21 protein-coding genes are annotated in these 19219 nt (G+C 66.5%); 18 read left to right on the forward strand and 3 right to left on the reverse strand.

The features are described 5' to 3' along the window. The first annotated feature begins 252 nt into the window (after nucleotides 1-252). On the forward strand, nucleotides 253-1695 hold the full coding sequence (locus ABIC32_RS07150) for an aldehyde dehydrogenase family protein (RefSeq protein ID WP_354073464.1): 1443 nt from the start codon (nucleotides 253-255) through the stop codon (nucleotides 1693-1695). 170 nt (nucleotides 1696-1865) lie between these two features. Here the strand turns inward: ABIC32_RS07150 and ABIC32_RS07155 are convergent, their stop codons facing one another. Together ABIC32_RS07155 and ABIC32_RS07160 are read right to left on the reverse strand one after the other, a co-directional pair. Then, nucleotides 1866-2276, reverse strand: a complete 411-nt coding sequence (locus ABIC32_RS07155) for a Ros/MucR family transcriptional regulator (protein WP_354073466.1) — start codon at nucleotides 2274-2276, stop codon at nucleotides 1866-1868. 44 nt (nucleotides 2277-2320) lie between these two features. After that, complete coding sequence (locus ABIC32_RS07160; RefSeq protein WP_354073468.1) at nucleotides 2321-2455, reverse strand: hypothetical protein; 135 nt, start codon at nucleotides 2453-2455, stop codon at nucleotides 2321-2323. Nucleotides 2456-3011: 556 nt separating this feature from the next. Between ABIC32_RS07160 and ABIC32_RS07165 the strand changes: the two genes are divergently transcribed. From ABIC32_RS07165 to ABIC32_RS07205, 9 genes are all read left to right on the forward strand, one after another. Beyond that, nucleotides 3012-3314, forward strand: coding sequence for a DUF736 domain-containing protein (locus tag ABIC32_RS07165; protein WP_354073470.1), 303 nt, complete (start codon nucleotides 3012-3014; stop codon nucleotides 3312-3314). A 63-nt stretch (nucleotides 3315-3377) separates the two neighbouring features. Beyond that, a complete protein-coding gene (locus ABIC32_RS07170) occupies nucleotides 3378-4283 on the forward strand; it encodes an ArdC family protein (RefSeq protein WP_354073472.1) in 906 nt (301 codons plus the stop codon). A gap of 142 nt (nucleotides 4284-4425) precedes the next feature. Next, nucleotides 4426-4692 (forward strand): helix-turn-helix transcriptional regulator, encoded by a 267-nt coding sequence (locus ABIC32_RS07175; protein ID WP_354073474.1) that lies wholly within the window; start codon nucleotides 4426-4428, stop codon nucleotides 4690-4692. Continuing rightward, complete coding sequence (locus ABIC32_RS07180; protein WP_354073476.1) at nucleotides 4689-5219, forward strand: DUF2840 domain-containing protein; 531 nt, start codon at nucleotides 4689-4691, stop codon at nucleotides 5217-5219. Before ABIC32_RS07175 ends, ABIC32_RS07180 begins: the two co-directional genes overlap by 4 nt. Continuing rightward, on the forward strand, nucleotides 5216-5728 hold the full coding sequence (locus ABIC32_RS07185) for a S26 family signal peptidase (RefSeq protein ID WP_354073478.1): 513 nt from the start codon (nucleotides 5216-5218) through the stop codon (nucleotides 5726-5728). The genes ABIC32_RS07180 and ABIC32_RS07185 overlap by 4 nt, the downstream gene beginning before the upstream one ends. Next, nucleotides 5725-6396, forward strand: a complete 672-nt coding sequence (locus ABIC32_RS07190) for a lytic transglycosylase domain-containing protein (RefSeq protein ID WP_354073480.1) — start codon at nucleotides 5725-5727, stop codon at nucleotides 6394-6396. Before ABIC32_RS07185 ends, ABIC32_RS07190 begins: the two co-directional genes overlap by 4 nt. A gap of 286 nt (nucleotides 6397-6682) precedes the next feature. Next, nucleotides 6683-8398 (forward strand): relaxase/mobilization nuclease domain-containing protein, encoded by a 1716-nt coding sequence (locus ABIC32_RS07195; protein ID WP_354073482.1) that lies wholly within the window; start codon nucleotides 6683-6685, stop codon nucleotides 8396-8398. A gap of 18 nt (nucleotides 8399-8416) precedes the next feature. Next, on the forward strand, nucleotides 8417-10384 hold the full coding sequence (locus ABIC32_RS07200; protein WP_354073484.1) for a conjugal transfer protein TraG: 1968 nt from the start codon (nucleotides 8417-8419) through the stop codon (nucleotides 10382-10384). 8 nt (nucleotides 10385-10392) lie between these two features. Further along, the gene (locus ABIC32_RS07205; protein ID WP_354073486.1) at nucleotides 10393-10842 is read left to right on the forward strand and encodes a CopG family transcriptional regulator; all 450 of its coding nucleotides are present in this window, start codon (nucleotides 10393-10395) and stop codon (nucleotides 10840-10842) included. Nucleotides 10843-11203: 361 nt separating this feature from the next. Here the strand turns inward: ABIC32_RS07205 and ABIC32_RS07210 are convergent, their stop codons facing one another. Continuing rightward, the gene (locus ABIC32_RS07210; RefSeq protein WP_354073488.1) at nucleotides 11204-11641 is read right to left on the reverse strand and encodes a cupin domain-containing protein; all 438 of its coding nucleotides are present in this window, start codon (nucleotides 11639-11641) and stop codon (nucleotides 11204-11206) included. 386 nt (nucleotides 11642-12027) lie between these two features. Here ABIC32_RS07210 and trbB point away from each other — a divergent pair, with 386 nt between their 5' ends. The 8 genes from trbB to trbF are packed head-to-tail and all read left to right on the forward strand — an operon-like array spanning nucleotide 12028 to nucleotide 19208. Beyond that, complete coding sequence (trbB, locus tag ABIC32_RS07215; RefSeq protein WP_354073490.1) at nucleotides 12028-12963, forward strand: P-type conjugative transfer ATPase TrbB; 936 nt, start codon at nucleotides 12028-12030, stop codon at nucleotides 12961-12963. A gap of 21 nt (nucleotides 12964-12984) precedes the next feature. Further along, a complete protein-coding gene (locus ABIC32_RS07220) occupies nucleotides 12985-13302 on the forward strand; it encodes a TrbC/VirB2 family type IV secretion system protein (RefSeq protein WP_354073492.1) in 318 nt (105 codons plus the stop codon). Then, nucleotides 13302-13568, forward strand: a complete 267-nt coding sequence (locus tag ABIC32_RS07225) for a VirB3 family type IV secretion system protein (protein WP_354073494.1) — start codon at nucleotides 13302-13304, stop codon at nucleotides 13566-13568. The genes ABIC32_RS07220 and ABIC32_RS07225 overlap by 1 nt, the downstream gene beginning before the upstream one ends. A gap of 1 nt (nucleotide 13569) precedes the next feature. Further along, nucleotides 13570-16023 carry a conjugal transfer protein TrbE gene (trbE, locus tag ABIC32_RS07230; protein ID WP_354073496.1) on the forward strand — a complete coding sequence of 818 codons (2454 nt, stop codon included), beginning with the start codon at nucleotides 13570-13572 and terminating at the stop codon, nucleotides 16021-16023. Next, entirely contained in the window at nucleotides 16020-16751 is a 732-nt protein-coding gene (gene trbJ, locus ABIC32_RS07235; protein ID WP_354073498.1) for a P-type conjugative transfer protein TrbJ, read from the forward strand. The genes trbE and trbJ overlap by 4 nt, the downstream gene beginning before the upstream one ends. Before the next feature lie 14 nt (nucleotides 16752-16765). Continuing rightward, the gene (gene trbK-alt, locus ABIC32_RS07240; protein ID WP_354074116.1) at nucleotides 16766-17032 is read left to right on the forward strand and encodes a putative entry exclusion protein TrbK-alt; all 267 of its coding nucleotides are present in this window, start codon (nucleotides 16766-16768) and stop codon (nucleotides 17030-17032) included. After that, nucleotides 17029-18522 carry a P-type conjugative transfer protein TrbL gene (trbL, locus tag ABIC32_RS07245; protein WP_354073500.1) on the forward strand — a complete coding sequence of 498 codons (1494 nt, stop codon included), beginning with the start codon at nucleotides 17029-17031 and terminating at the stop codon, nucleotides 18520-18522. Before trbK-alt ends, trbL begins: the two co-directional genes overlap by 4 nt. Next, nucleotides 18522-19208, forward strand: coding sequence for a conjugal transfer protein TrbF (gene trbF, locus ABIC32_RS07250; protein WP_354073501.1), 687 nt, complete (start codon nucleotides 18522-18524; stop codon nucleotides 19206-19208). The genes trbL and trbF overlap by 1 nt, the downstream gene beginning before the upstream one ends. Nucleotides 19209-19219: the final 11 nt, after the last annotated feature.

Consider the following 19219-nt stretch of genomic DNA (forward strand, 5'->3'; position numbering starts at 1 on the left):
ATATTCCTGTCGTCTCACGGCGCTGGCCGCCCCTGCGGCGTTTTGTCTGCTCGCCTTGATCTAACGGTAGCCAGCCCCCTGCTCGGGGTCTAAGCCAAAGCCGCTATCGACCGATGCGGCATTTGTCTGGATCGGCTGTATCGTCCCGCCAAATGGGATCGATGCAATCAGCGCACCGATCCATGCCCGATCAGCAATTCTTGTCGTGAGCCGAACTTCCTAACTCCGTCGTATCATCGCAGGACACACCCCATGACCGACACGCTTGAACTTTCGCACTGGATTGGCGGCGAGAAGGTCGCGGGCGCGTTTGCGGGCGAGAGCCTGAACCCGTCGGACACGCGCGATGTCGTGGCCCGCACGCCCAAGGGCGGCGCCGCCGAGGTGGATCAGGCCGTCGCCGCCGCCCGCGCCGCCTTCCCCGGCTGGTCCGACGCCTCGCCGGAAGTCCGTTTCGACGTGCTGGACAAGGCCGGATCGCTGATCATGGAACGGGCCGCCGTGATCGGTCGCCTGCTGTCTCGCGAAGAGGGCAAGACCCTGCCCGAGGGCATCGGCGAGACGATGCGCGCCGCCCGCATCCTGAAATATTTCGCCGGCGAGGCCCTGCGTGTCCACGGCCAGAACCTGGCCTCGACCCGTCCGGGTGTCGAGATTCAGACCTATCGCCAGGCCGTCGGCGTCTTCGGCCTGATCACGCCGTGGAACTTCCCCATCGCCATTCCGGCCTGGAAGATCGCCCCGGCCATCGCCTTCGGCAACACGGTCGTCATCAAGCCCGCCGGCCCGACCCCGGCGACGGCCGAGGCCCTGATCGCCATCCTGCATGAGGCCGGCCTGCCCAAGGGCGTGGTCAATATGGTCATCGGCGACGGCGACGTCGGCCGCGCCATCGTCGCCCACCCGGGCATCGACGGCATTTCCTTCACCGGCTCCCAGGCCGTGGGCGTGGGCGTCGCCGAAGGCGCGGTGAAGCGTCAGGCGCGCGTTCAGCTGGAGATGGGCGGCAAGAACCCGCTGATCGTTCTGGACGACGCCGATCTGGACCGGGCGGTGAACATCGCCCTGGACGGCAGCTTCTTCGCCACCGGCCAGCGCTGCACCGCCTCCAGCCGCCTGATCGTTCAGGACGGCATCCACGACCGCTTCGTCGCCGCCCTGGCCGAGAAGGTCGCCGCACTGCGCGTCGGCCACGCCCTGGATTCCAATACCCAGATGGGCCCGGCCGTGACCGAGGCTCAGCGCGAGGTCTCCTACAAATACATCGACATCGCCCGCGAGGCCGGCGGCCGCATCGTCACCGGCGGCGAGCGTCTGACCTTCGACGCCCCGGGCTGGTACGTCCAGCCGACCCTGATCGCCGAAACCGCCGCCGACGCCCGCATCAACAACGAAGAGGTCTTCGGCCCCGTCGCCTCGACCATCCGCGTCGCCAGCTATGAAGAGGCGCTCGCCGTCGCCAACGGCGTCGAGTTCGGCCTGTCGGCCGGCATCGTCACCCAGTCGTTGAAACACGCCCGCGACTTCCAGAGGAACGCCAGGGCCGGCATGACCATGGTCAATCTCGCCACCGCCGGCGTCGACTATCATGTGCCCTTCGGCGGCTCCAAGAAGTCCTCCTACGGTTCGCGCGAACAGGGCTTCGCAGCCGTGGAGTTCTACACCCAGATCAAGACCTCCTACTCGGCGGGCTAAGGCGCTGGCACCCGACTACAAGAGCCATGCTCAACGCAAGACTTAATGATCGGCGAGCACGGATCCCACGGATGGCTCTCCCACCCCGATAATGGGTCATGGTTTCGCTCTCCCGCAGTGGCGACTTTAGCCTCGCCACTCGCAACCGAGCCGCCGCAGCACGGCGGGGTTTAGGGTTTGCGCTTACCCGTCGCCTTCACGGCGCCGGTGTTTGGTTTCGCCCCCAGACCATTCGCCTTTGCGTGGGCCGATCTCACCGCCGAATAGGCCGGAGCCACGATCGGATAGTCGTCGGGCAAGCCAAACGCCTCTCGATAGCTGGCGGGCGTGTACCCTCTGGTGCTCAGGTGCCGCTTCAGCGCCCTGTAGGTCTTGCCGTCCAAGAAGGAGATGATGCCGTCCGGCGTCACTGACTTGCGGATCGCGACGCGGTTCGGTTTCTCGCGAGCAACATCCGGCTTCTCCTCGTGCCTTCGAACCGTGAGCTGAACGAGCGCGGCGTGAGGGGCGCCAATAAGCTGCGGGACCTCAGCCGGGTCAATCTTGGTGTTGGCGAGATAGGCGACGACGATGTCGACCATCAAACGACACCAAGCCGGCCGCATCGGCATTGCTGGACAGGGTGTCAGTCACCGAAGGCTCCTTGGTCGAACAAGGCGTGGCATTTACGACGGAGCAGAGCAACCGTCATCACGGCCAACGTCGCGTCATCGAACAGGTTTGCAGCGCCGTGGCGGTGCAGCAGTTGTTCGAACGCCATAGCGAGACCTCGACTGCTCAGTCTTCGGGAGCATCGTCTCAAACCATGTCGCGTCATCGACGCATGCGGACCTTCCCAAGAGCCGCTTCAGAAAGAGCCGAAGAGGCTGTCTGTGTCGTTCACGCAAGCAGGCCACGCACCACCGTAACGATCCGTCGTCATCGACCGCTTCAGGGGGGCGACCTGCTTCCCTTCCCTGTCCTTGCGGCCAACCAGCCTTTCAGTGCGAGGCTCTATGTTCGCGCCACCGGCGAACTCCAGACGACCAGCGTCAGGTTCCATAGCCGGGTCAAGAATACCTCCCCTAACGCGTGACGCACGATCTGCGACCGGCTTTGGCTTGATCTGTCCCGACGCCGCCGGGCCTGGGCAACCGTGCGGGGCATCGCCTCTTCCCCGGCCTTCGGCCTCCTCGCGGGGACAAGACGCTCGTCCCTGCCGGTCCTGCGCTGCGCTTCGGGGCCTCCTTAAGCTCGGCCTGCTGGCTCTTCGGGCGTCGGTTCGACGATCGCCACGCGGTCGCGATCAGCGCGACCCGCAGCAAGGAGAGACTATCATGGCCACGATTGGAACCTTCACTCAGGCGAATGGCGCTTATGCGGGCACGATTAAGACGCTGTCCCTGAATGTGCGCTCCGCCGCCTTCCGTCCGAATACGGACAAGTCGGATGACAAGACCCCCGACTACCGCATCTTCTCTGGCGCCATCGAGTTCGGCGCCGCCTGGAAGCGAACGAGCCAGCAGAACCGCGAATATCTGTCGGTGAAGCTCGACGATCCCAGTTTCCCCGCCCCGATCTACGCCTCGCTCGTCGAAGTCGAGGACGGCAGCCACAGCCTGGTCTGGTCGCGCAGCTGATCCGAACGGGCGGCGCCCGGCGCCGCCCGCCTCTCTTCAACCCCAACAAGACGGAGCCCGCCCATGTCGCGCCCGAACCCTTCCGCTAATCCCGATCTCCACGCTGAGATCACCGCACAGATCATTCAATGCCTTGAAACCGGCGCCCGCCCTTGGATGCGGCCCTGGAATTCCGGTCCCGCCGTCCGGCCTATTCGCTTCGACAGCACGCCCTATCACGGCGTCAATGTCCTGTTGCTTTGGCTGCAGGCTCAGCACAGAGGGTACAGCCACCCGGTCTGGATGACCTTTCGTCAAGCGCTGGTTCTGGGCGGCGCCGTCAGGCGTGGAGAGACCGGAACCCGGATTGTGTTCGCCAAGCCGCGCGATCGGAAAACAGAACCGACCAACAGCATCGACCCCGAATCCTCAGAACCCGACACGGGTCCCAGGCGCATCCTGCGGTGCTACAGCGTCTTCAACCTGGACCAGATCGACGGTCTTGACGACCGCTACACGGGTCTTGGTGACACCGCCCAGCGGAGCTGGGCGTCAGTTTCCGGATCACGCATCGCGGTCTTTGCGACTGCAGCCGGCGCACGGATTCAGCACGGCGGCGACGCCGCCTGTTTTGAACCCGGGCGCGATCTGATCCGAATGCCGCCTCTGAACGCTTTCGATGATCCTCAGGATCATGACGCGGTCCTAGCGCACGAGTTGGTCCACTGGACCGGCCACGCCACGCGATTAGGTCGCGATCTGGACGGCCGTTTCGGGTCACCCGAATACGCTCGTGAAGAACTGATCGCCGAACTGGGCGCAGCCTTCCTTTGCGCAGACCTCGCCATCACCGACCGGCCCAGAGACGATCACGCCGCCTATATCGCGGCTTGGCTAGGAGCGCTCAAGGACGACAAGCGGCTAATTTTCAAGGCCGCCAGCCAAGCTGAAAAGGCCGTCGCCTTCTTGCACGGCCGCCGGTCCCCCTGAAATCAATACTCTCGCGCCGCGATGACCGGCGGGCATCGAATGATGCCCGCCGTCCCACTGCCCGAGGCGCCGTTGACCAGCGATCCTGCGATCCTTCGATCGGCGCAGCGCGTCGATCTCCGATCTGACGAGGGACCGCGCCATGACCGATACCGAAACCCCGTTGCCGCCGCGCTTTCTGCGGACCCCGGAGGCGGCCCGCCACCTGGGCTTGTCGGGCCGCACTCTGGAAAAGCATCGCTGCTACGGAACAGGTCCCGTCTATCGCAAGATCGGCGGGCGCGTGGTTTACGCCCTCAGCGACCTCAACGCCTGGGCCGACCGAGCCGCCCGCACCTCTACCGACCCCGCCGTCTCGCGCGCCGTATGGCCTGCGCGACGGCTAGGCGATGGGAGCCGGGGCGTATGACGACGCCCGTTCCGCCGCTTAAAACCGCTCCCCGGGCGGTCCACGATCCAGAGCGCCTGACATGGGTCGAGGTTCGCGACCATCATACGACCATCGGCCGGCTCGTCTCCCAAGAGTGGAGCGTGCCGTTCGGGGCGCCGATCGACCAGCGCATCCTGACCCGGCGCCACCGTCTCCTCGGCTTCGGTCCCGGCGCTGTCTTCGCCTATCTGCGGCGGGTCGAGACGACGTCCGTTAGTGTCGCGGGCCGCCTCGATATTCTTCAGGTCGCCCCGGCGCGCGACCGAATCGCCGTGCCCGGCGTCATCCCGGGCGCTGCGCCCCTGCTGCGCGCGGCGACCTGGAATCTTGCCCGCTCCGTGCTGGCACGCTTCTCCGCGCTTGAAGCCCTTGGCTTTCCGCTGCACGACATCGAGCCCGATTATTGGCGGCGACTGAGTGCGGCGCTCGTCGAAGGCCGATCGCCGCCCCCCTACGACCGAATGCGCCACATTGCCTGGCTGGCGCAACGTGCGGCCCAGTCATGAACCGGCGACGACTGATTGCAGCGACGGTTGGCGGGCTCATTCTGATCGCCGCCTCGACGGCGGACCACCGACCGCACTTTGTATGGAACGCCAGCGCGAGCGCGCCGATCGGCCTCTACGCGGCGGTCGCAGCAGGGGCGCCGTCCGTCGGTCAGCAACTTCTCTATGCGCCGCCCCGATCCCACGCCGAGCTCTTCGCCGCCCGGCGCTATGTGCCGATCGGGGTTCCGCTGCTGAAGACGGTCGCGGCAGTCGCGCCTTCGGAAGTCTGCCGACGTGGACCGACCGTAAGCGTGGACGGCGTCATCGTCGCCGACGCCCAAACGAAAGACCGGCGCGGGCGAGCGCTGCCGATGTGGTCCGGGTGTCGTCGCCTGGGTTCAGACGAGGTCTTCCTCCTCTCGCCCGAGCACGCCGACGCCCTGGACGGCCGTTATTTCGGGCCCGTATCGCGCCGCCGGATCCTCGCCGAGGTTAGGCCGCTCTGGATACCGGAGCAGTCCAGATGAGGACTGTGGCGCTTACATTTGCGCTGGGGTTAGCGGTGACGTCGCTTTCCATTGGCGCCTCGCCGGCGTCGTCAGCGGCCAGCCCAGGCGGGCGAGGCATCGCAGCGGAGCGCCGATTTGCAGACGAAATCGAGCGCGCCGCGCACCGTTTCAAAGTGGATCCTGCGTGGATCCGCGCCGTGATCGAACGTGAAAGCGCCTATGATCCACGTGCCCTATCTCACGCCGGCGCCCAAGGTTTGATGCAGGTGATGCCCGAAACCTATGCGGCCCTGGCGCGCCGTCATGGGCTCGGCTCCGATCCGTTCCAGCCGGCCGACAACATCATGGCCGGCGCCGCCTATCTGCGCGACATGTACGATCTGTTCGGCGAACCTGGCTTATTCGCCGCCTATAACGCCGGCCCGGGGCGCTACCGGGACCATCTCGAAACCGGCCGTCCTCTGCCTCGGGAGACCGTCGACTATGTCGTCCGCGTCCTCGCTTCACTCGCGCGAGACGGGGCGGCGACGCCGAGCCTCGGACTTGATGATCGACTTTCGGCGCGCCGTGAGATCGTCTTGGCCGTCGATCGCCCGGCGCGAGATCAGCTCTTCGTCGATCGCGCCCAGGCCAGGATCGTCCTGGGTCCCCGCGCCTCCATCTCTTCATCGGTGGATCGCCGATGAACGGTTCAACGGCCGTTTTCAACCGCCGCATCGCCTTCCGAGGGCCGACTAGCGACGAACCGATCTGGGGCGTGGTCGCGAACAGACGGCGGGCGAGACGCAGGGTCCCTTGGGAGATCAGAAAGAATGGGAAGCAAGATAAAAGCCGCAAGGTGCCGGCGGGTGCGGGAGAGGATTTATCGCCCGACTTCAAACACTTGAGAAAAGGCGTCGCTCGATCGCCCACCTTGCGGACTGACCTAACCCGCGGGTTTATCTCGAGAAAACGCACCTTATTGGGTGCGCCATGACACGCGACGACGAGGTCGTACCGAAGCCCGGGCGCATCCGGGATCAGGCCGTCGCTCACGTGCCGACCGCGCTTTCGCAGATTAAGGCGGCCACCCTGCGCGCCGGCGGCAAGCCGGGTGGATCGCGGGGATCGTCCGGGTCCCGTCTCAGCACCTTCGGGCGAGGCCGCCTTGCCGCCGTCCAGGCTGGGCGCCAAGCCGCGCGTCGGACCGTTCTGGTCAAGGCCAGAGTAGTGCGTATGGTCTCGGGTCGCGCCAGCCTAGCCGATCACCTCAAATACCTCGCGCGCGACGGCACCGATCGAGACGGTTCGCCCGGTCAACTGTTCGATGCGGACGACGAGGCGGTGAACCGAAAGGCCTTCGCCGATCGCGCCGCAGACGATCGCCACCATTTCCGGTTCATTGTCTCGCCCGAAGACGCCGACCAGATGCAAGATCTGCGCGGCTTCACCCGCACCCTCGCCGAAACTATGGAGGAAGATCTCGGCACGCGGCTCGACTGGGTTGCGGTCGGGCACTGGAACACCGCCCATCCCCATGTGCATCTGATCGTCCGCGGCGTGGACGAAACCGGCGCCGATCTCGTCATCGCGAAAGACTATATCGCCCAAGGCCTGCGCAGCCGCGCCGAGGGCCTCGTCGCGCGTGAACTTGGTCCACGCACAGAGCGCGAGATCGCCCAGGGCCTGATCCGCGACGCGGGCGCCGACCGCTGGACCCGGCTCGACCGGCTCCTCGGCGCCGAAGCGCGTCGCAACGACGGACTGATTGATCTCCGCCCGAGCGCGCGCGCTCGGGCGCCCTCGCCCGTTCGACTGGCCCGCCTGCGCAAACTTGAGGCCATGGGCCTGGCCGAACCTGAGGGCGTCGGCCGTTGGCGGCTGTCGCCCCAGGCCGAGCCGACCCTCAAAGCTCTGGCTCGCCAGGGTGACATCATCGCGCGCATGCATGACGCCATGCGCGCTTCAGGAAAGCCCTTCGCGCCGGACGGCTGGGCCGATGACGACACGGCCGGGCCCGTCATCGGTCGGGTCGCGGCGCGCGGCCTGGACGACGAGCTGACTGGCACGGGCTATGTGCTGATCGAAGGCACAGACGGCCGGCTGCACCACCGGACCCTCGCCGAGGTCGCCCAGGCCGATCCGAGGATCGGCGCGATCGTCGAGGCCGCCCCCTCGGACAATCCGCGCTTGCGCCATCCCCATCTGCGCATTCGCAGCGATCTGACGCTGGTGGATCAGATCACCGCCGAGGGCGCGACCTGGCTCGACCGTCTTCGAGTCGATCCAAACCGCCCCGCCCTCAGCCCCGGATTTGGAGCCGAGGTCGCGGCCGCCTTCGCCGAACGAGGCGACCAACTCGTCGCCCAAGGCCTCGCCGAACGGACACCCGAGGGGATCAAGCCCAAACCCCGGCTCCTGGCGACCCTGACCGCTCGGGAGCTCGACGCAGCAGCCGCTCGGGTGGCGTCGGAGACTGGCCTCGTTCGCCGGCCGGACGCGGGCCTCAATGCGGGAGACGTCTATCGACGACGTCTGAACCTGGCCTCGGGCCGGTTCGCCCTCATCGACGACGGCAGGGGGTTCAGCCTCGTGCCCTGGCGGCCGGCGATGGAGCGGTATCTCGGTCAGGTCCTGCCGTCAGGCCTCGGTCAATCCGGCCCCGGCGGCCCACCCGCACCGGGTCGCCGGCGCGGCCCCTCCCTCTGAACGAACACAGGAGCCGACATGTCCGCCGGTCGTATCCTCTGGGGCCAGATTGGCCTCGTCCTCGCTCTGGTTCTGGCCGGTGTTATCGCGGCCGGTCAGTGGACCGCTTGGCGGCTCGGCTATCAGGCGGCGCTCGGCCAGCCTTTGCTCATCCTGGGCGATCACCCGCTCTATCCACCATTCGCCTTCTTCCGGTGGTGGTTCGTCTATGACGCCTATGCCCCGGCCGTCTTTCTCGAAGGCGCCGTCCTCATCGTCACGTCAGTCGCCATGGCCATCGGCTGTGCCTTCGCCCTGGCGGTTTGGCGATCACGCGAAGCGCAACACGCAACCACCTATGGTACGGCGCGATGGGCGAACGAAACGGACGCCCAGGCCGCCGGTCTGTTGGGCGAAGACGGCGTGGTGCTTGGACGCTTCGCCGACCGCTATCTGCGCCACGACGGACCCGAACACATCCTGTGTTTTGCGCCGACCCGTTCGGGCAAGGGCGTGGGGCTGGTGGTCCCCAGTCTGCTCACCTGGCCGGGCTCGGTCCTAGTCCACGACATCAAGGGCGAGAACTGGACCTTGACCGCCGGTTGGCGCGCCCGGTTCGGGCGGGTAGTCAAGTTCGACCCAACCGACCCCTCGAGCCCCGCCTATAACCCCCTGATGGAAGTGCGGCTCGGCGATCAAGAGGTCCGAGACGTCCAAAACATCGCCGACATACTGGTCGATCCCGAGGGCGCGCTCGAGCGACGCAATCATTGGGAGAAGACTAGTCACGCCCTTCTGGTCGGCGCCATCCTCCACGTCCTCTACAGCGAGCCCGACAAGACGCTTGCCGGTGTCGCGAGATTCCTGTCGGATCCGCGCCGGCCCATCGAGACGACGCTCAAGCTGATGATGACCGGCGCTCACAAGGACGGCGCGCCCCATCCCGTCGTCGCCGCCGCCGCTCGGGAGCTCCTCAACAAAAGCGAGAATGAACGCTCCGGCGTCCTGTCCACCGCCATGAGTTTCCTCGGCCTCTACCGGGATCCCATCGTGGACCGCGCGACGCGCCGGTGCGACTGGCGCATTGCAGATCTGGTCGACGCGACCCAACCTTTAAGCCTGTATCTGGTCGTTCCTCCCTCGGACATCAGCCGCACCAAGCCTCTGATCCGTCTCCTGCTCAATCAGGTCGGACGCCGGCTCACCGAGGACCTTCAGGCACGGCAAGGACGACGCCGCCTTTTGATGATGCTGGACGAGTTCCCAGCGCTCGGTCGGCTCGACTTCTTCGAAAGCGCCCTAGCCTTCATGGCGGGTTACGGCATCAAGGCCTTCCTGATCGCCCAGTCGCTGAACCAGATCGAAAAGGCTTATGGCGTCTCCAACGCCCTGCTCGACAACTGCCATGTGCGCGTCGCCTTCGCCGCCAACGACGAGCGGACCGCCAAACGGATCTCCGACACCCTCGGAACGGCGACGGAACTGAGGGCCATGCGCAACTATGCAGGCCATCGCCTCTCGCCCTGGCTCGGCCATCTGATGGTCTCGCGCCAGGAAACCGCCCGCCCCCTTCTGACTCCAGGCGAGGTCATGCAGTTGCTCGCCGACCAAGCCCTCGTCCTGGTCTCGGGGTGCGCGCCCATTCGCGCGACCAAGGTGCGCTATTATCTCGATCGTGCACTCAAAAGCAGGATCCTGCCCCCGCCTGAGCGCCCCGAGACAAACTCCACGGACCAGGCGCGCGATGGAGCCCTTGGAAACGTCGCGTCCGCCGCTGACGGCGGCTCCGCGACCCCGAACGAAACCGACGCCTGTGCCGACGCGGCGGCGGAGGGGGGGCCTCGTCAGGAGCCCGCGCTGGATCTGGCCGAGCCTGCCGCGCCGCAGCCCGCGCCGCCTGCGATGGGCGACGGCGACGAGGATCCGGCGCAGGCGCCGGATCTGCTCGATCCGCGTCGCATCGCTCGCCATGCGGCGCTCGACCCCGACGACGGCATTCCCCTCTAGGACAAGCCATGCGCAAACCCTTCCTTACCGTCTATCTCAACCCGGCCCTGCTCAAGGCGCTGGAGGCCTATGCCAAGGCGCGCGCGGTGCCGAAGTCCACCGTGGCCGAGGCTGCGATCGCCAGCTTCCTAACGCCGGACGCCGCGGAACAGCAGCAAGCCGCTTTGAGCCGACGGCTTGATCGGCTGGATCGTCGCGCGGATCGGCTAGACCGTGATCTCGGTATCGCCGTCGAGATGCTCGCCCTGTTCATCCGGTTCTGGCTGACCGCCACCCCATCCTTGCCTGAGGCGGTGCAGGCTGCGGCGCGCGCCAAGGGCCGAGAACGCTACGCGGGTTTTATCGAAGCCCTGGGCCGCCGATTGGCGGACGGACGGACCTTCGCCAAGGAGGTGTTTGGCGAGACGATGGCCCCCGACCGGACGGCCGCCCCTTCGCCTCGGCCTGGGCCGGACTGAATGCAAGGCCTTTCCGCTTCGCGCGATGATCTGGTGAAAGGCGCCGCGCTCCTGAACCTTCGGGATCTAAGCGCAACGACAGCGCTGGGGGCTCCGCGGGCGATCGAGTTCGCCGCAGCGCTGCGGGCGCGCCAACGGCGGACACTCGATCGTTCCGCGCGTTGATTCAGACCAGGACCAGACCTGGCGCTAGATCGGGTTGGTTCGGCGCGCCCAGCATTATGGCGCCCGGTCGGTCGTCGAGTTCGGCGTCAATCAAGGGCGCACGGGCCGAGGCGGAAATGTCCTCAACCCAGAGAGAAATGCATCAAATGCAGATTAGGACGGCTTTTGACGATACCCCAAGGGTTGGAGTCGGACGTCAGTCTACCCGCCGCGCCAGAGGATAGGCGATGATCAAGACCAAGTCGTCCTCCCCGACCTGCGCGATGCCGACGTTGCCGCCATCATAGAGATAGGCCGTGTCGCCAGCTTTCATACGCGTCGTAACGCCATCCGTGGTCACATCCCCCTCCCCGCTGACGACATGATAAACCTCGTCATGTGCGATGAGGTGCAGGCCGATTGAAGATCCTGGATGCATGACGCGCTTTCTGAACTCCATTGATCGGTTCGGAACCCCGCCTGAAATTCGGTAGGCCGTGCTCATGCCTGTGCCGTTATGCGGCGGCGTCTGGCGCACCATCGTATCGGCCTCGTGGATAACCCTACCGACCCCAGCTGGAGGCGAGGCAGGCGCGGGATGCGACTCCTCCAGCGATGCGGACAGAATCATCACGGCGACTGTGAAGCTAAGCATGGCATGTCTCCCGGTGTCAGAGTCCGGATCAACTCACGAACAGCGGTCTGTTTCAACCAAGTTGCATCGCGACCGACCGACGCGGTCTGCGCCAGATTTTCGGCGCTTCCGCTCATCGTCGGAGGCTCCCAGGCTGGCGTGATCTCGGCGAAGGCTTCTTTGCGAACCGTGGCCCGGCCGCGCGAGGACCGGGCTGCAGCGGCGATTTCCGTCAACGTTAGATCAGGTCCAACGCCGATCGTCGCGGGCGGCGACCGAAATCCGCAAGTCTTTCTACCCCGTGGCCCTACACCCGCAACGCGACTGTTGCAGCGACGGGAATTTCGCTCCTCTTAGTCGCCCGTCCGAGATCGCATCCGTGATCTTTCCACGACGGAGCCCGCGCCATGATCGCCGACCGAAGCCTGCGAATGCTGCAGACCGCGCTCGGCGTCGCCATTGGCGCCTTGCTGAATGAGGACGACGTGGTTGAGGTGATGCTCAACCCCGACGGCCGGATCTGGACTGATCGCCTCGGTGTCGGTTTGGTCGATAGCGGCCATCGGCTTTCCGCGGCGGACGGCGAACGGCTGATCCGACTGGTCGCTCACCACGTCGGCGAGCGCGTCGACGCCGAGCGCCCTCGGATTTCAGCCGAGCTTCCCGGCGGCCAGAGGTTTGAGGGCCTGATCGCTCCGATCGTGACGGCGCCGACCTTCGCCATCCGCAAACCCGCGGTCGCCGTCTTCCGTCTAGACGCCTATGTCGCCACCGACGTCATGACCCAGGCTCAGGCCGACCATCTTCGTCTCGCGGTCGCCAACCGCAAGAACATCCTGGTCGTGGGCGGCACCTCGACCGGCAAAACCACTCTGGTCAACGCCCTGCTCGCCGAAATCGCCGAAACCGGCGACCGGGTGGTGTTGATCGAGGATACGCGCGAGCTTCAGTGCGCCGCCCCTAATCTCGTCGCCCTGCGCGCAAGGGATGGGGCCGCCAGTCTATCGGAACTCGTGCGCTCTGCTCTGCGCCTGCGCCCCGACCGGATCCCGATCGGCGAAGTGCGCGGCGGCGAGGCGCTTGATCTGATCAAGGCTTGGGGCACTGGCCATCCCGGCGGCGTCGGCACGCTTCACGCCGGCTCCGCCGCCGGCGCCCTCGCCCGCCTTGAACAGCTGATCCAGGAGGCGGTTGTCTCCGCGCCCCGCGCGCTGATTGCCGAGACGATCGACCTGATCGCCGTCCTCGCCGGACGCGGCGGCGCCCGTCGGCTGGTGGAACTCGCCGTCGTCGACGGCCTGTCATCCGCTGGCGGCTATCGCCTGTCCCACCTCGAATCCTGACTCCAAGACAAGGAACCCCCCATGGACCGCCAGTCCCGCTGCATCGCCCTTGCCATCCCCCTGGCCCTGATCCTGACCGCCGCTTCGCCGGCGCTTGCGGGCGGGTCCTCCATGCCCTGGGAAGCGCCGCTGCAGTCCATCTTGGAGTCGATCGAAGGCCCAGTCGCCAAAATCATCGCCGTGATGATCATCATCGTCACCGGTCTGACCCTGGCCTTCGGCGACACCTCGGGCGGCGCGCGCCGCATGATCCAGATCGTCTTCGGCCTGTCGATCGCCTTCGCCGCAAGCTCCTTCTTCCTGAGCTTCTTCTCGTTCGGCGGCGGAGCTCTGGTCTGATGGCCGAGACCCTGCCCGACGACTACACGGCGCCGCTGCACCGCGCCCTCACCGAACCGATCCTGCTCGCAGGGGCGCCGCGCGCCATCGCGATCGTCAATGGCACCTTGGCCGCCGCCTTGGGTCTGGGCTTACGGCTTTGGCTCGCCGGCCTAGCCGTCTGGCTCGTGGGGCATGGCCTAGCGGTCTGGGCCGCCCGACGCGATCCAGACTTCGTCGAAGTGGGCCGACGCCACCTTCGCCTCCCCACCTATCTGGACGCCTAGGATGCTGGCGCTACGCGAATACGCCAGACGCCCGAAGCGGCTCGCGGACTTCCTGCCGTGGGCCGCGCTCGTCGCGCCGGGGGTCGTTCTGAACAAGGACGGCTCTCTCCAGCGCTCCGCACGGTTTCGGGGTCCGGACCTGGATTCGGCTATGCCAAGCGAACTGGTTGCAGCCTCCGCCCGGCTCAACACCGCGCTTCGCCGCCTCGGCTCGGGCTGGGCGCTTTTTGTCGAAGCTCGGCGCGTCCCCACCAACGAATATCCTGATAGTGTCTTTCCCGATCCCGTTTCGGCCTTGGTCGACGCCGAGCGTCGCGCCGACTTCCTTGCCGAAGGCGCCCATTATGAGTGCCTTTATGTCCTGACCTTCGCCTGGATGCCGCCGGCGGAGGAAGCCCGTCAGTTTGAACAATGGCTCTATGCCGATCGGCCTGGAGGAGCCGCGGCCGGGAGCGAACATCTGGCCCTGTTCATCGACCGCACCGATCGTCTGCTGGCCCAGATCGAAGCGGCCTTCCCCGACATCGGCTGGCTGGACGATACGCAAACTCTGACCTTCCTCCACGGTGCCGTATCCCCGAAGCGTCAGACGGTGAAGCCGCCCGAGACGCCAATGCATCTGGACGGGCTGCTGGCCGACAGCGCCTTCGCCGGCGGCCTAGCTCCTCGTCTGAGTGAGGCGCATCTGAGGGTTCTGACCGTCACCGGCTTCCCCACCGCGACCTGGCCGGGGCTCCTCGACGAACTCAACCGTCTGGCCTTTCCCTACCGCTGGACCACGCGCGCGCTCTGCCTCGACAAGACCGACGCCGCAAAGATGCTCGGCCGTATCCGCCGACAGTGGTTCGCCAAGCGCAAGTCGATGGCGGCCCTGATCAAGGAGGTGATGACCAACGAGGCCTCCGCCCTGATGGACAGCGACGCCGGCAACAAGGCGATGGATGCGGACGATGCCCTTCAGGACCTCGGCGCAGACGGGGTCGGCTACGCCATCGTCACCGCCACCGTCGTGGTCTGGCATGCAGATCCGACTATTGCTGACGCCCGGCTTCGCGAAGCAGAAAAACTGATCCAAGCGCGGGATTTCACCTGCACGGTGGAGACCCTCAACGCTGTTGATGCGTGGCTCGGCGGCCTGCCCGGCCATCTCTACGCCAATGTCCGCTCCGCACCGATCTCGACGCTGAACCTGGCCCATATGATGCCGATGTCGGCGGTCTGGGCCGGACCGGACCGCGCCGCTCACCTCGACGGGCCGCCCCTCTTCTACGCCCGCACCGAAGGCTCGACGCCGTTCCGCTTCACCACCCATGTCGGCGATGTCGGCCATGCCCTGGTGGTGGGACCGACCGGGGCAGGCAAGAGCGTGCTCCTCGCCCTCATGGCCCTGTCGTTCCGGCGGTATTCCGCCGCCCAGGTCTTCGCCTTCGATTTCGGCGGATCCATCCGTGCCGCCGCCCTGGCGATGGGCGGCGACGTCCACGATCTCGGCGCGGCCCTGACCCAAGACCAGGATGGACTGTGCCTGCAGCCGCTTGAAGGGATCGACGAGCCGGGCGAGCGGAATTGGGCGGTCGCCTGGCTTGCAGATCTGGTCCGCCGCGAGGGGCTAGCGGTCACCCCCGATCTCAAGGACCGGATATGGAGCGCGCTCGAAAGCCTCGCCGGTGCGCCCGCCAGTCAACGCACCCTGACGGGCTTCACCGCACTCGTTCAGTCCCAGGAGGTCAAACAGGCTCTAGCCCCCTATACCCTGGCCGGACCGTTCGGACGGCTGCTCGACGGCGAGTTCGAACACCTCGGCGTCGGCGCTGTGCAGGTCTTTGAGACCGAAGGCCTGGCCGGATCGGCTGCAGCGCCGGCGGTTCTCGCCCATCTCTTCCACCGCATCGAGGCGCGGCTCGACGGAAGACCGACCCTGATCATCGTCGACGAGGGCTGGCTCGCCCTAGAGGACGCCAGCTTCGGAGCCCAGTTGCGCGAATGGCTCAAGACCCTTCGCAAGAAGAATGCTTCCGTCGTCTTCGCCACTCAGTCCCTGGCCGACATCGCCTCGAGCGCCTTGGCGCCCGTCCTAATCGAAAGCTGCCCGACCCGGGTCTTTCTTCCAAACGCCCGGGCGCGCGAACCCCAAATCCAGACGATCTACCGCCAGTTCGGTCTGAGCGATCGCCAGATCGACATCCTGGCCCAGGCGACGCCCAAGCGCGACTATTACGCCCAATCACGCATCGGCGACCGTCTGTTCGAACTGGGCCTAGGTCCCGTCGCCCTCGCCTTCTGCGCCGCCTCATCAAGTGAGGACCAGGCGACCATCGCCCGCCTTCTGGCCGAACACGGACAAACCGGTTTCGCGGCCGCCTGGCTGCGCGAGCGCGGCCTGCCCTGGGCGGCGGATCTCCTGCCCGGCCTCACCCCGTCCCCCTTCACCTCGTCCATGGAGCCTTATTCATGAGCCTGCACCTGTCCCCTGCCTTCGCCGCCGCCGCCGTTGTCTCGGCCTCTGTTCTGATGGCCGCCCCACAGGCCGCCATCGCCCAGGTCGCGGTCCATGATCCCGCCAACTATGCGCAAAACCTGCTCCAGGCCGCGCGGGCCTTGCAGTCCGTCAACAATCAGATCCAGTCGCTGCAGAACGAGGCCCTCGCCCTGGCCAACCAAGCCCGCGACCTCACCAGTCTCCCCGTCTCCTCGCTCGCGACCCTTCAGGCTCAGATGGAGCGAACCCGTCAGTTGATGCGCGAGGCGGAGGGCCTGGCCTATGATGTCGCCGACATCGAGAACGCCTTCGAAGCCCGCTATCGTACCGCTGATCTGTCGATCAGCGACCAGGCCCTGATCAATCGCGCCGAGACGCGTTGGCAGGCATCGGTTTCCGGCCTGGAAGACGCCTTGAAGGTGCAGGCTGTCGTGGTCGAGGGGTTCGATCAGACCCAGATCGAGCGGGATCGTCTGGTCGCCGCAAGCCAGGGCGCGGTCGGCGCCCTGCAGGTCACCCAAGCCGGCAACCAGTTGCTGGCGCTTCAGGCCGGACAGCTTGCCGACCTCTCCGCCCTGATCGCGGCGCAGGGGCGCGCTCAGGCTCTGGAGGCGGCGGACAGGGCCGCCGTCCGCGCCGACGCCCGCGCCCGTTTCAATCGCTTCATGGGAAGCGCCGCACCCGCTCCTGAGAACCGGCAGTGATCCGGGCCAACCCCATGGGCGCGGCAACAATCGTGATTGCCGCTGCAGCCGTCGGCGCCGCCCTGCTGGCGGCGATGAATGGCGCCAAACTGACCCAGACGCCCGACTCTCGTCCTCCCCCCTCGGCGGCGCGCGCGGACCTTGCGCGCTGCCGGGCGCTGGGTCCGGATGGCTCAGCCGATCCGTATTGCCAGGCGACATGGGCCGCTCAACGCGAGCGTTTCTTCGGCACGACTGCCGTTCATGCGCCAGCGAAGAGGCCCGGGGAGACAGGGCGATGAGCGGTATGGGCGTGATCGATCGCTTCTTCGAGGTCTTTGATCGCTACATTGATTCCGGCTTCGGCCTGCTAAGCGGTGAAGTCGCCTTTCTCGCCTCGACCCTGGTGGTGATCGACGTCACCTTGGCCGCCCTGTTCTGGGCCTGGGGTCAGGGCGACGATGTCCTGGCGCGTCTTGCCAAGAAGACCCTGTTTGTCGGCTTCTTCGCCTTCCTGATCGGCAATTTCCAACGGCTCGCGGACATTGTTTTCGCCAGTTTCTCAGGTTTGGGGCTGAAGGCCTCCGGGTCGGGGCTGTCGAACTCGGACTTCATGCGCCCTGGTCGCCTGGCCCAGATCGGCGTCGACGCCGGCAAACCCCTCCTGGAAGCGGCGGCGGAACTGTCCGGCTTTCCGGGTCTGTTCGAAAATTTCGTCCAGGTCATCGTCTTGATGGTCGCCTTCCTGGTCGTGGTGATCGCCTTTTTCGTCCTGGCGGTCCAAGTCTTCGTCACCTTGATCGAGTTCAAGTTGACCACCCTGGCCGGCTTCGTCCTCGTGCCCTTCGGCCTTTTCGGCAAGACTGCTTTCCTGGCGGAACGGGTCCTGGGAAACGTCATCGCCTCAGGGGTCAAAGTTCTGGTTCTGGCGGTGATCGTCGGCATCGGCTCAACCCTGTTCGACAGTTTCACCCGCGCGTTCGTCGACGTCGCTCCCACCTTGGAGGATGTGCTCGCCACCGCCTTGGCGGCCTTGACCCTCATGGGTCTGAGCATCTTCGGCCCCGGCATCGCCACCGGTCTCGTTTCCGGCGCGCCGCAGCTTGGAGCAGGATCGGCAGTTGGCGCCGGACTCGCCGTGGGTGGTCTCGCCATGGCCGGCGCCGCGGGCGTGCGTATGGCGGCGGCAGGCGGATCCACCCTAGCCGGTCGCGCTGGGGCGGGCGCGGGCGCATCGCGCGCAGGCGCTGGCGCCGGCGGCGCCTCGCGACATATGTCCGGCGGGCCTGGCGGGGGGTCCGCAAACGGAGGCCCTTCCGGCGGGCCAGCCTCGGCCAGACCAAGCGGCTCCGCAGGTGGGGCGTTAAGCGCCGCACGCTCGCCTGGCCGCAAAACGCCCCCCTTCCGTTCGGCTGCGGGATCCGATTCGACCCAGACGGCCAACCATGGCGGCGACACCGATTCCAGTCTGCGAACGGGGTCGCCGTCAGCGACTTCAGCGTCTCAGCCCGGGCCGTCAGGTCCGCAGGCGCCGCCCGACATTGCCTCAATCTCAAGTCCATCGTCGTCGGGTTCGCCAAGCCGAGCCGCATCAAGCCTGGCTACGGCTGATAAGGCGGATGCGGCCGTCCTATCTCCGCCCCCTCGAGCCGCCATGACTGAGCCCGCTTGGGCCAAGGCCATGGCCCAGCGTCAGGCCGTCAGCCGCGGCCTCTCCACCGCAATCCACGCCGTTCGCGCAGGCGACCGCAGCGGCGGCGGCGCGTCCGTCTCCCTCTCGGAGGATCGTTGATGATCCCGTTCAAACGGGCCTCGGCCCACTATGGCGAAACCCCCAGTCCGGTCACGCCCTATCAGCGCGCCGCTCAAGCCTGGGACGATCGCATCGGCTCGGCCAGGGTCCAGGCCCGAAACTGGCGCCTCATCGCTCTCTTGTCGGTGGCGACCACAGCCGGCTTGGCCGGCGCGCTTGTCGTCCAGTCTGCGCGAGGCACGATCACACCCTGGATCGTCGAGGTCAATGAACGGGGCGACGCTGTCGCCGTCGGCCCTGCGATCACGGGCGCCCGGCCTGACGATGCGCAGATCGCCTGGCACCTGGGTCGGTTTATAGAACAGGTTCGCGGCGTATCCGCAGATCCCGTGATCGTGCGCGAGAACTGGTTGCGGGCCTATGACTACGCGACCGACGCCGGAGCCCAGGCCCTGTCGGACCATGCGCGTCGCAATGATCCCTTCGCCGAGATCGGCCGCATTCAGGTCAGCGTCGAAATCTCCAGCGTAATCCGCGCCTCGCCCTCATCCTTCAGGGTCGCTTGGGTCGAGCGGCGTTTCGTCGACGGCCAACTCTCAGACACGAGCCGCTGGAGCGCCATTCTCACCGTGGCCGTCCAGACGCCCCGGACGGCTGACGCGCTGAGACGCAACCCGCTGGGCGTCTACGTCCAGGCTCTCAACTGGTCCAAGGAGCTTTCCTGATGTCTTGCGTT

Source organism: Brevundimonas sp. 1080, assembly GCF_040545985.1.
In the GTDB taxonomy this organism is placed as follows: Bacteria; Pseudomonadota; Alphaproteobacteria; order Caulobacterales; family Caulobacteraceae; genus Brevundimonas.

Excerpts from the sequence above, each read along its gene's own strand:
- ABIC32_RS07150 (WP_354073464.1), top strand. The coding sequence starts at position 253 with ATGACCGACACGCTTGAACTTTCGCACTGGATTGGCGGCGAGAAGGTC.
- ABIC32_RS07155 (WP_354073466.1), bottom strand. The coding sequence starts at position 2,276 with ATGGTCGACATCGTCGTCGCCTATCTCGCCAACACCAAGATTGACCCG.
- ABIC32_RS07160 (WP_354073468.1), bottom strand. The coding sequence starts at position 2,455 with ATGGCGTTCGAACAACTGCTGCACCGCCACGGCGCTGCAAACCTGTTC.
- ABIC32_RS07165 (WP_354073470.1), top strand. The coding sequence starts at position 3,012 with ATGGCCACGATTGGAACCTTCACTCAGGCGAATGGCGCTTATGCGGGC.
- ABIC32_RS07170 (WP_354073472.1), top strand. The coding sequence starts at position 3,378 with ATGTCGCGCCCGAACCCTTCCGCTAATCCCGATCTCCACGCTGAGATC.
- ABIC32_RS07175 (WP_354073474.1), top strand. The coding sequence starts at position 4,426 with ATGACCGATACCGAAACCCCGTTGCCGCCGCGCTTTCTGCGGACCCCG.
- ABIC32_RS07180 (WP_354073476.1), top strand. The coding sequence starts at position 4,689 with ATGACGACGCCCGTTCCGCCGCTTAAAACCGCTCCCCGGGCGGTCCAC.
- ABIC32_RS07185 (WP_354073478.1), top strand. The coding sequence starts at position 5,216 with ATGAACCGGCGACGACTGATTGCAGCGACGGTTGGCGGGCTCATTCTG.
- ABIC32_RS07190 (WP_354073480.1), top strand. The coding sequence starts at position 5,725 with ATGAGGACTGTGGCGCTTACATTTGCGCTGGGGTTAGCGGTGACGTCG.
- ABIC32_RS07195 (WP_354073482.1), top strand. The coding sequence starts at position 6,683 with ATGACACGCGACGACGAGGTCGTACCGAAGCCCGGGCGCATCCGGGAT.
- ABIC32_RS07200 (WP_354073484.1), top strand. The coding sequence starts at position 8,417 with ATGTCCGCCGGTCGTATCCTCTGGGGCCAGATTGGCCTCGTCCTCGCT.
- ABIC32_RS07205 (WP_354073486.1), top strand. The coding sequence starts at position 10,393 with ATGCGCAAACCCTTCCTTACCGTCTATCTCAACCCGGCCCTGCTCAAG.
- ABIC32_RS07210 (WP_354073488.1), bottom strand. The coding sequence starts at position 11,641 with ATGCTTAGCTTCACAGTCGCCGTGATGATTCTGTCCGCATCGCTGGAG.
- trbB (WP_354073490.1), top strand. The coding sequence starts at position 12,028 with ATGATCGCCGACCGAAGCCTGCGAATGCTGCAGACCGCGCTCGGCGTC.
- ABIC32_RS07220 (WP_354073492.1), top strand. The coding sequence starts at position 12,985 with ATGGACCGCCAGTCCCGCTGCATCGCCCTTGCCATCCCCCTGGCCCTG.
- ABIC32_RS07225 (WP_354073494.1), top strand. The coding sequence starts at position 13,302 with ATGGCCGAGACCCTGCCCGACGACTACACGGCGCCGCTGCACCGCGCC.
- trbE (WP_354073496.1), top strand. The coding sequence starts at position 13,570 with ATGCTGGCGCTACGCGAATACGCCAGACGCCCGAAGCGGCTCGCGGAC.
- trbJ (WP_354073498.1), top strand. The coding sequence starts at position 16,020 with ATGAGCCTGCACCTGTCCCCTGCCTTCGCCGCCGCCGCCGTTGTCTCG.
- trbK-alt (WP_354074116.1), top strand. The coding sequence starts at position 16,766 with ATGGGCGCGGCAACAATCGTGATTGCCGCTGCAGCCGTCGGCGCCGCC.
- trbL (WP_354073500.1), top strand. The coding sequence starts at position 17,029 with ATGAGCGGTATGGGCGTGATCGATCGCTTCTTCGAGGTCTTTGATCGC.
- trbF (WP_354073501.1), top strand. The coding sequence starts at position 18,522 with ATGATCCCGTTCAAACGGGCCTCGGCCCACTATGGCGAAACCCCCAGT.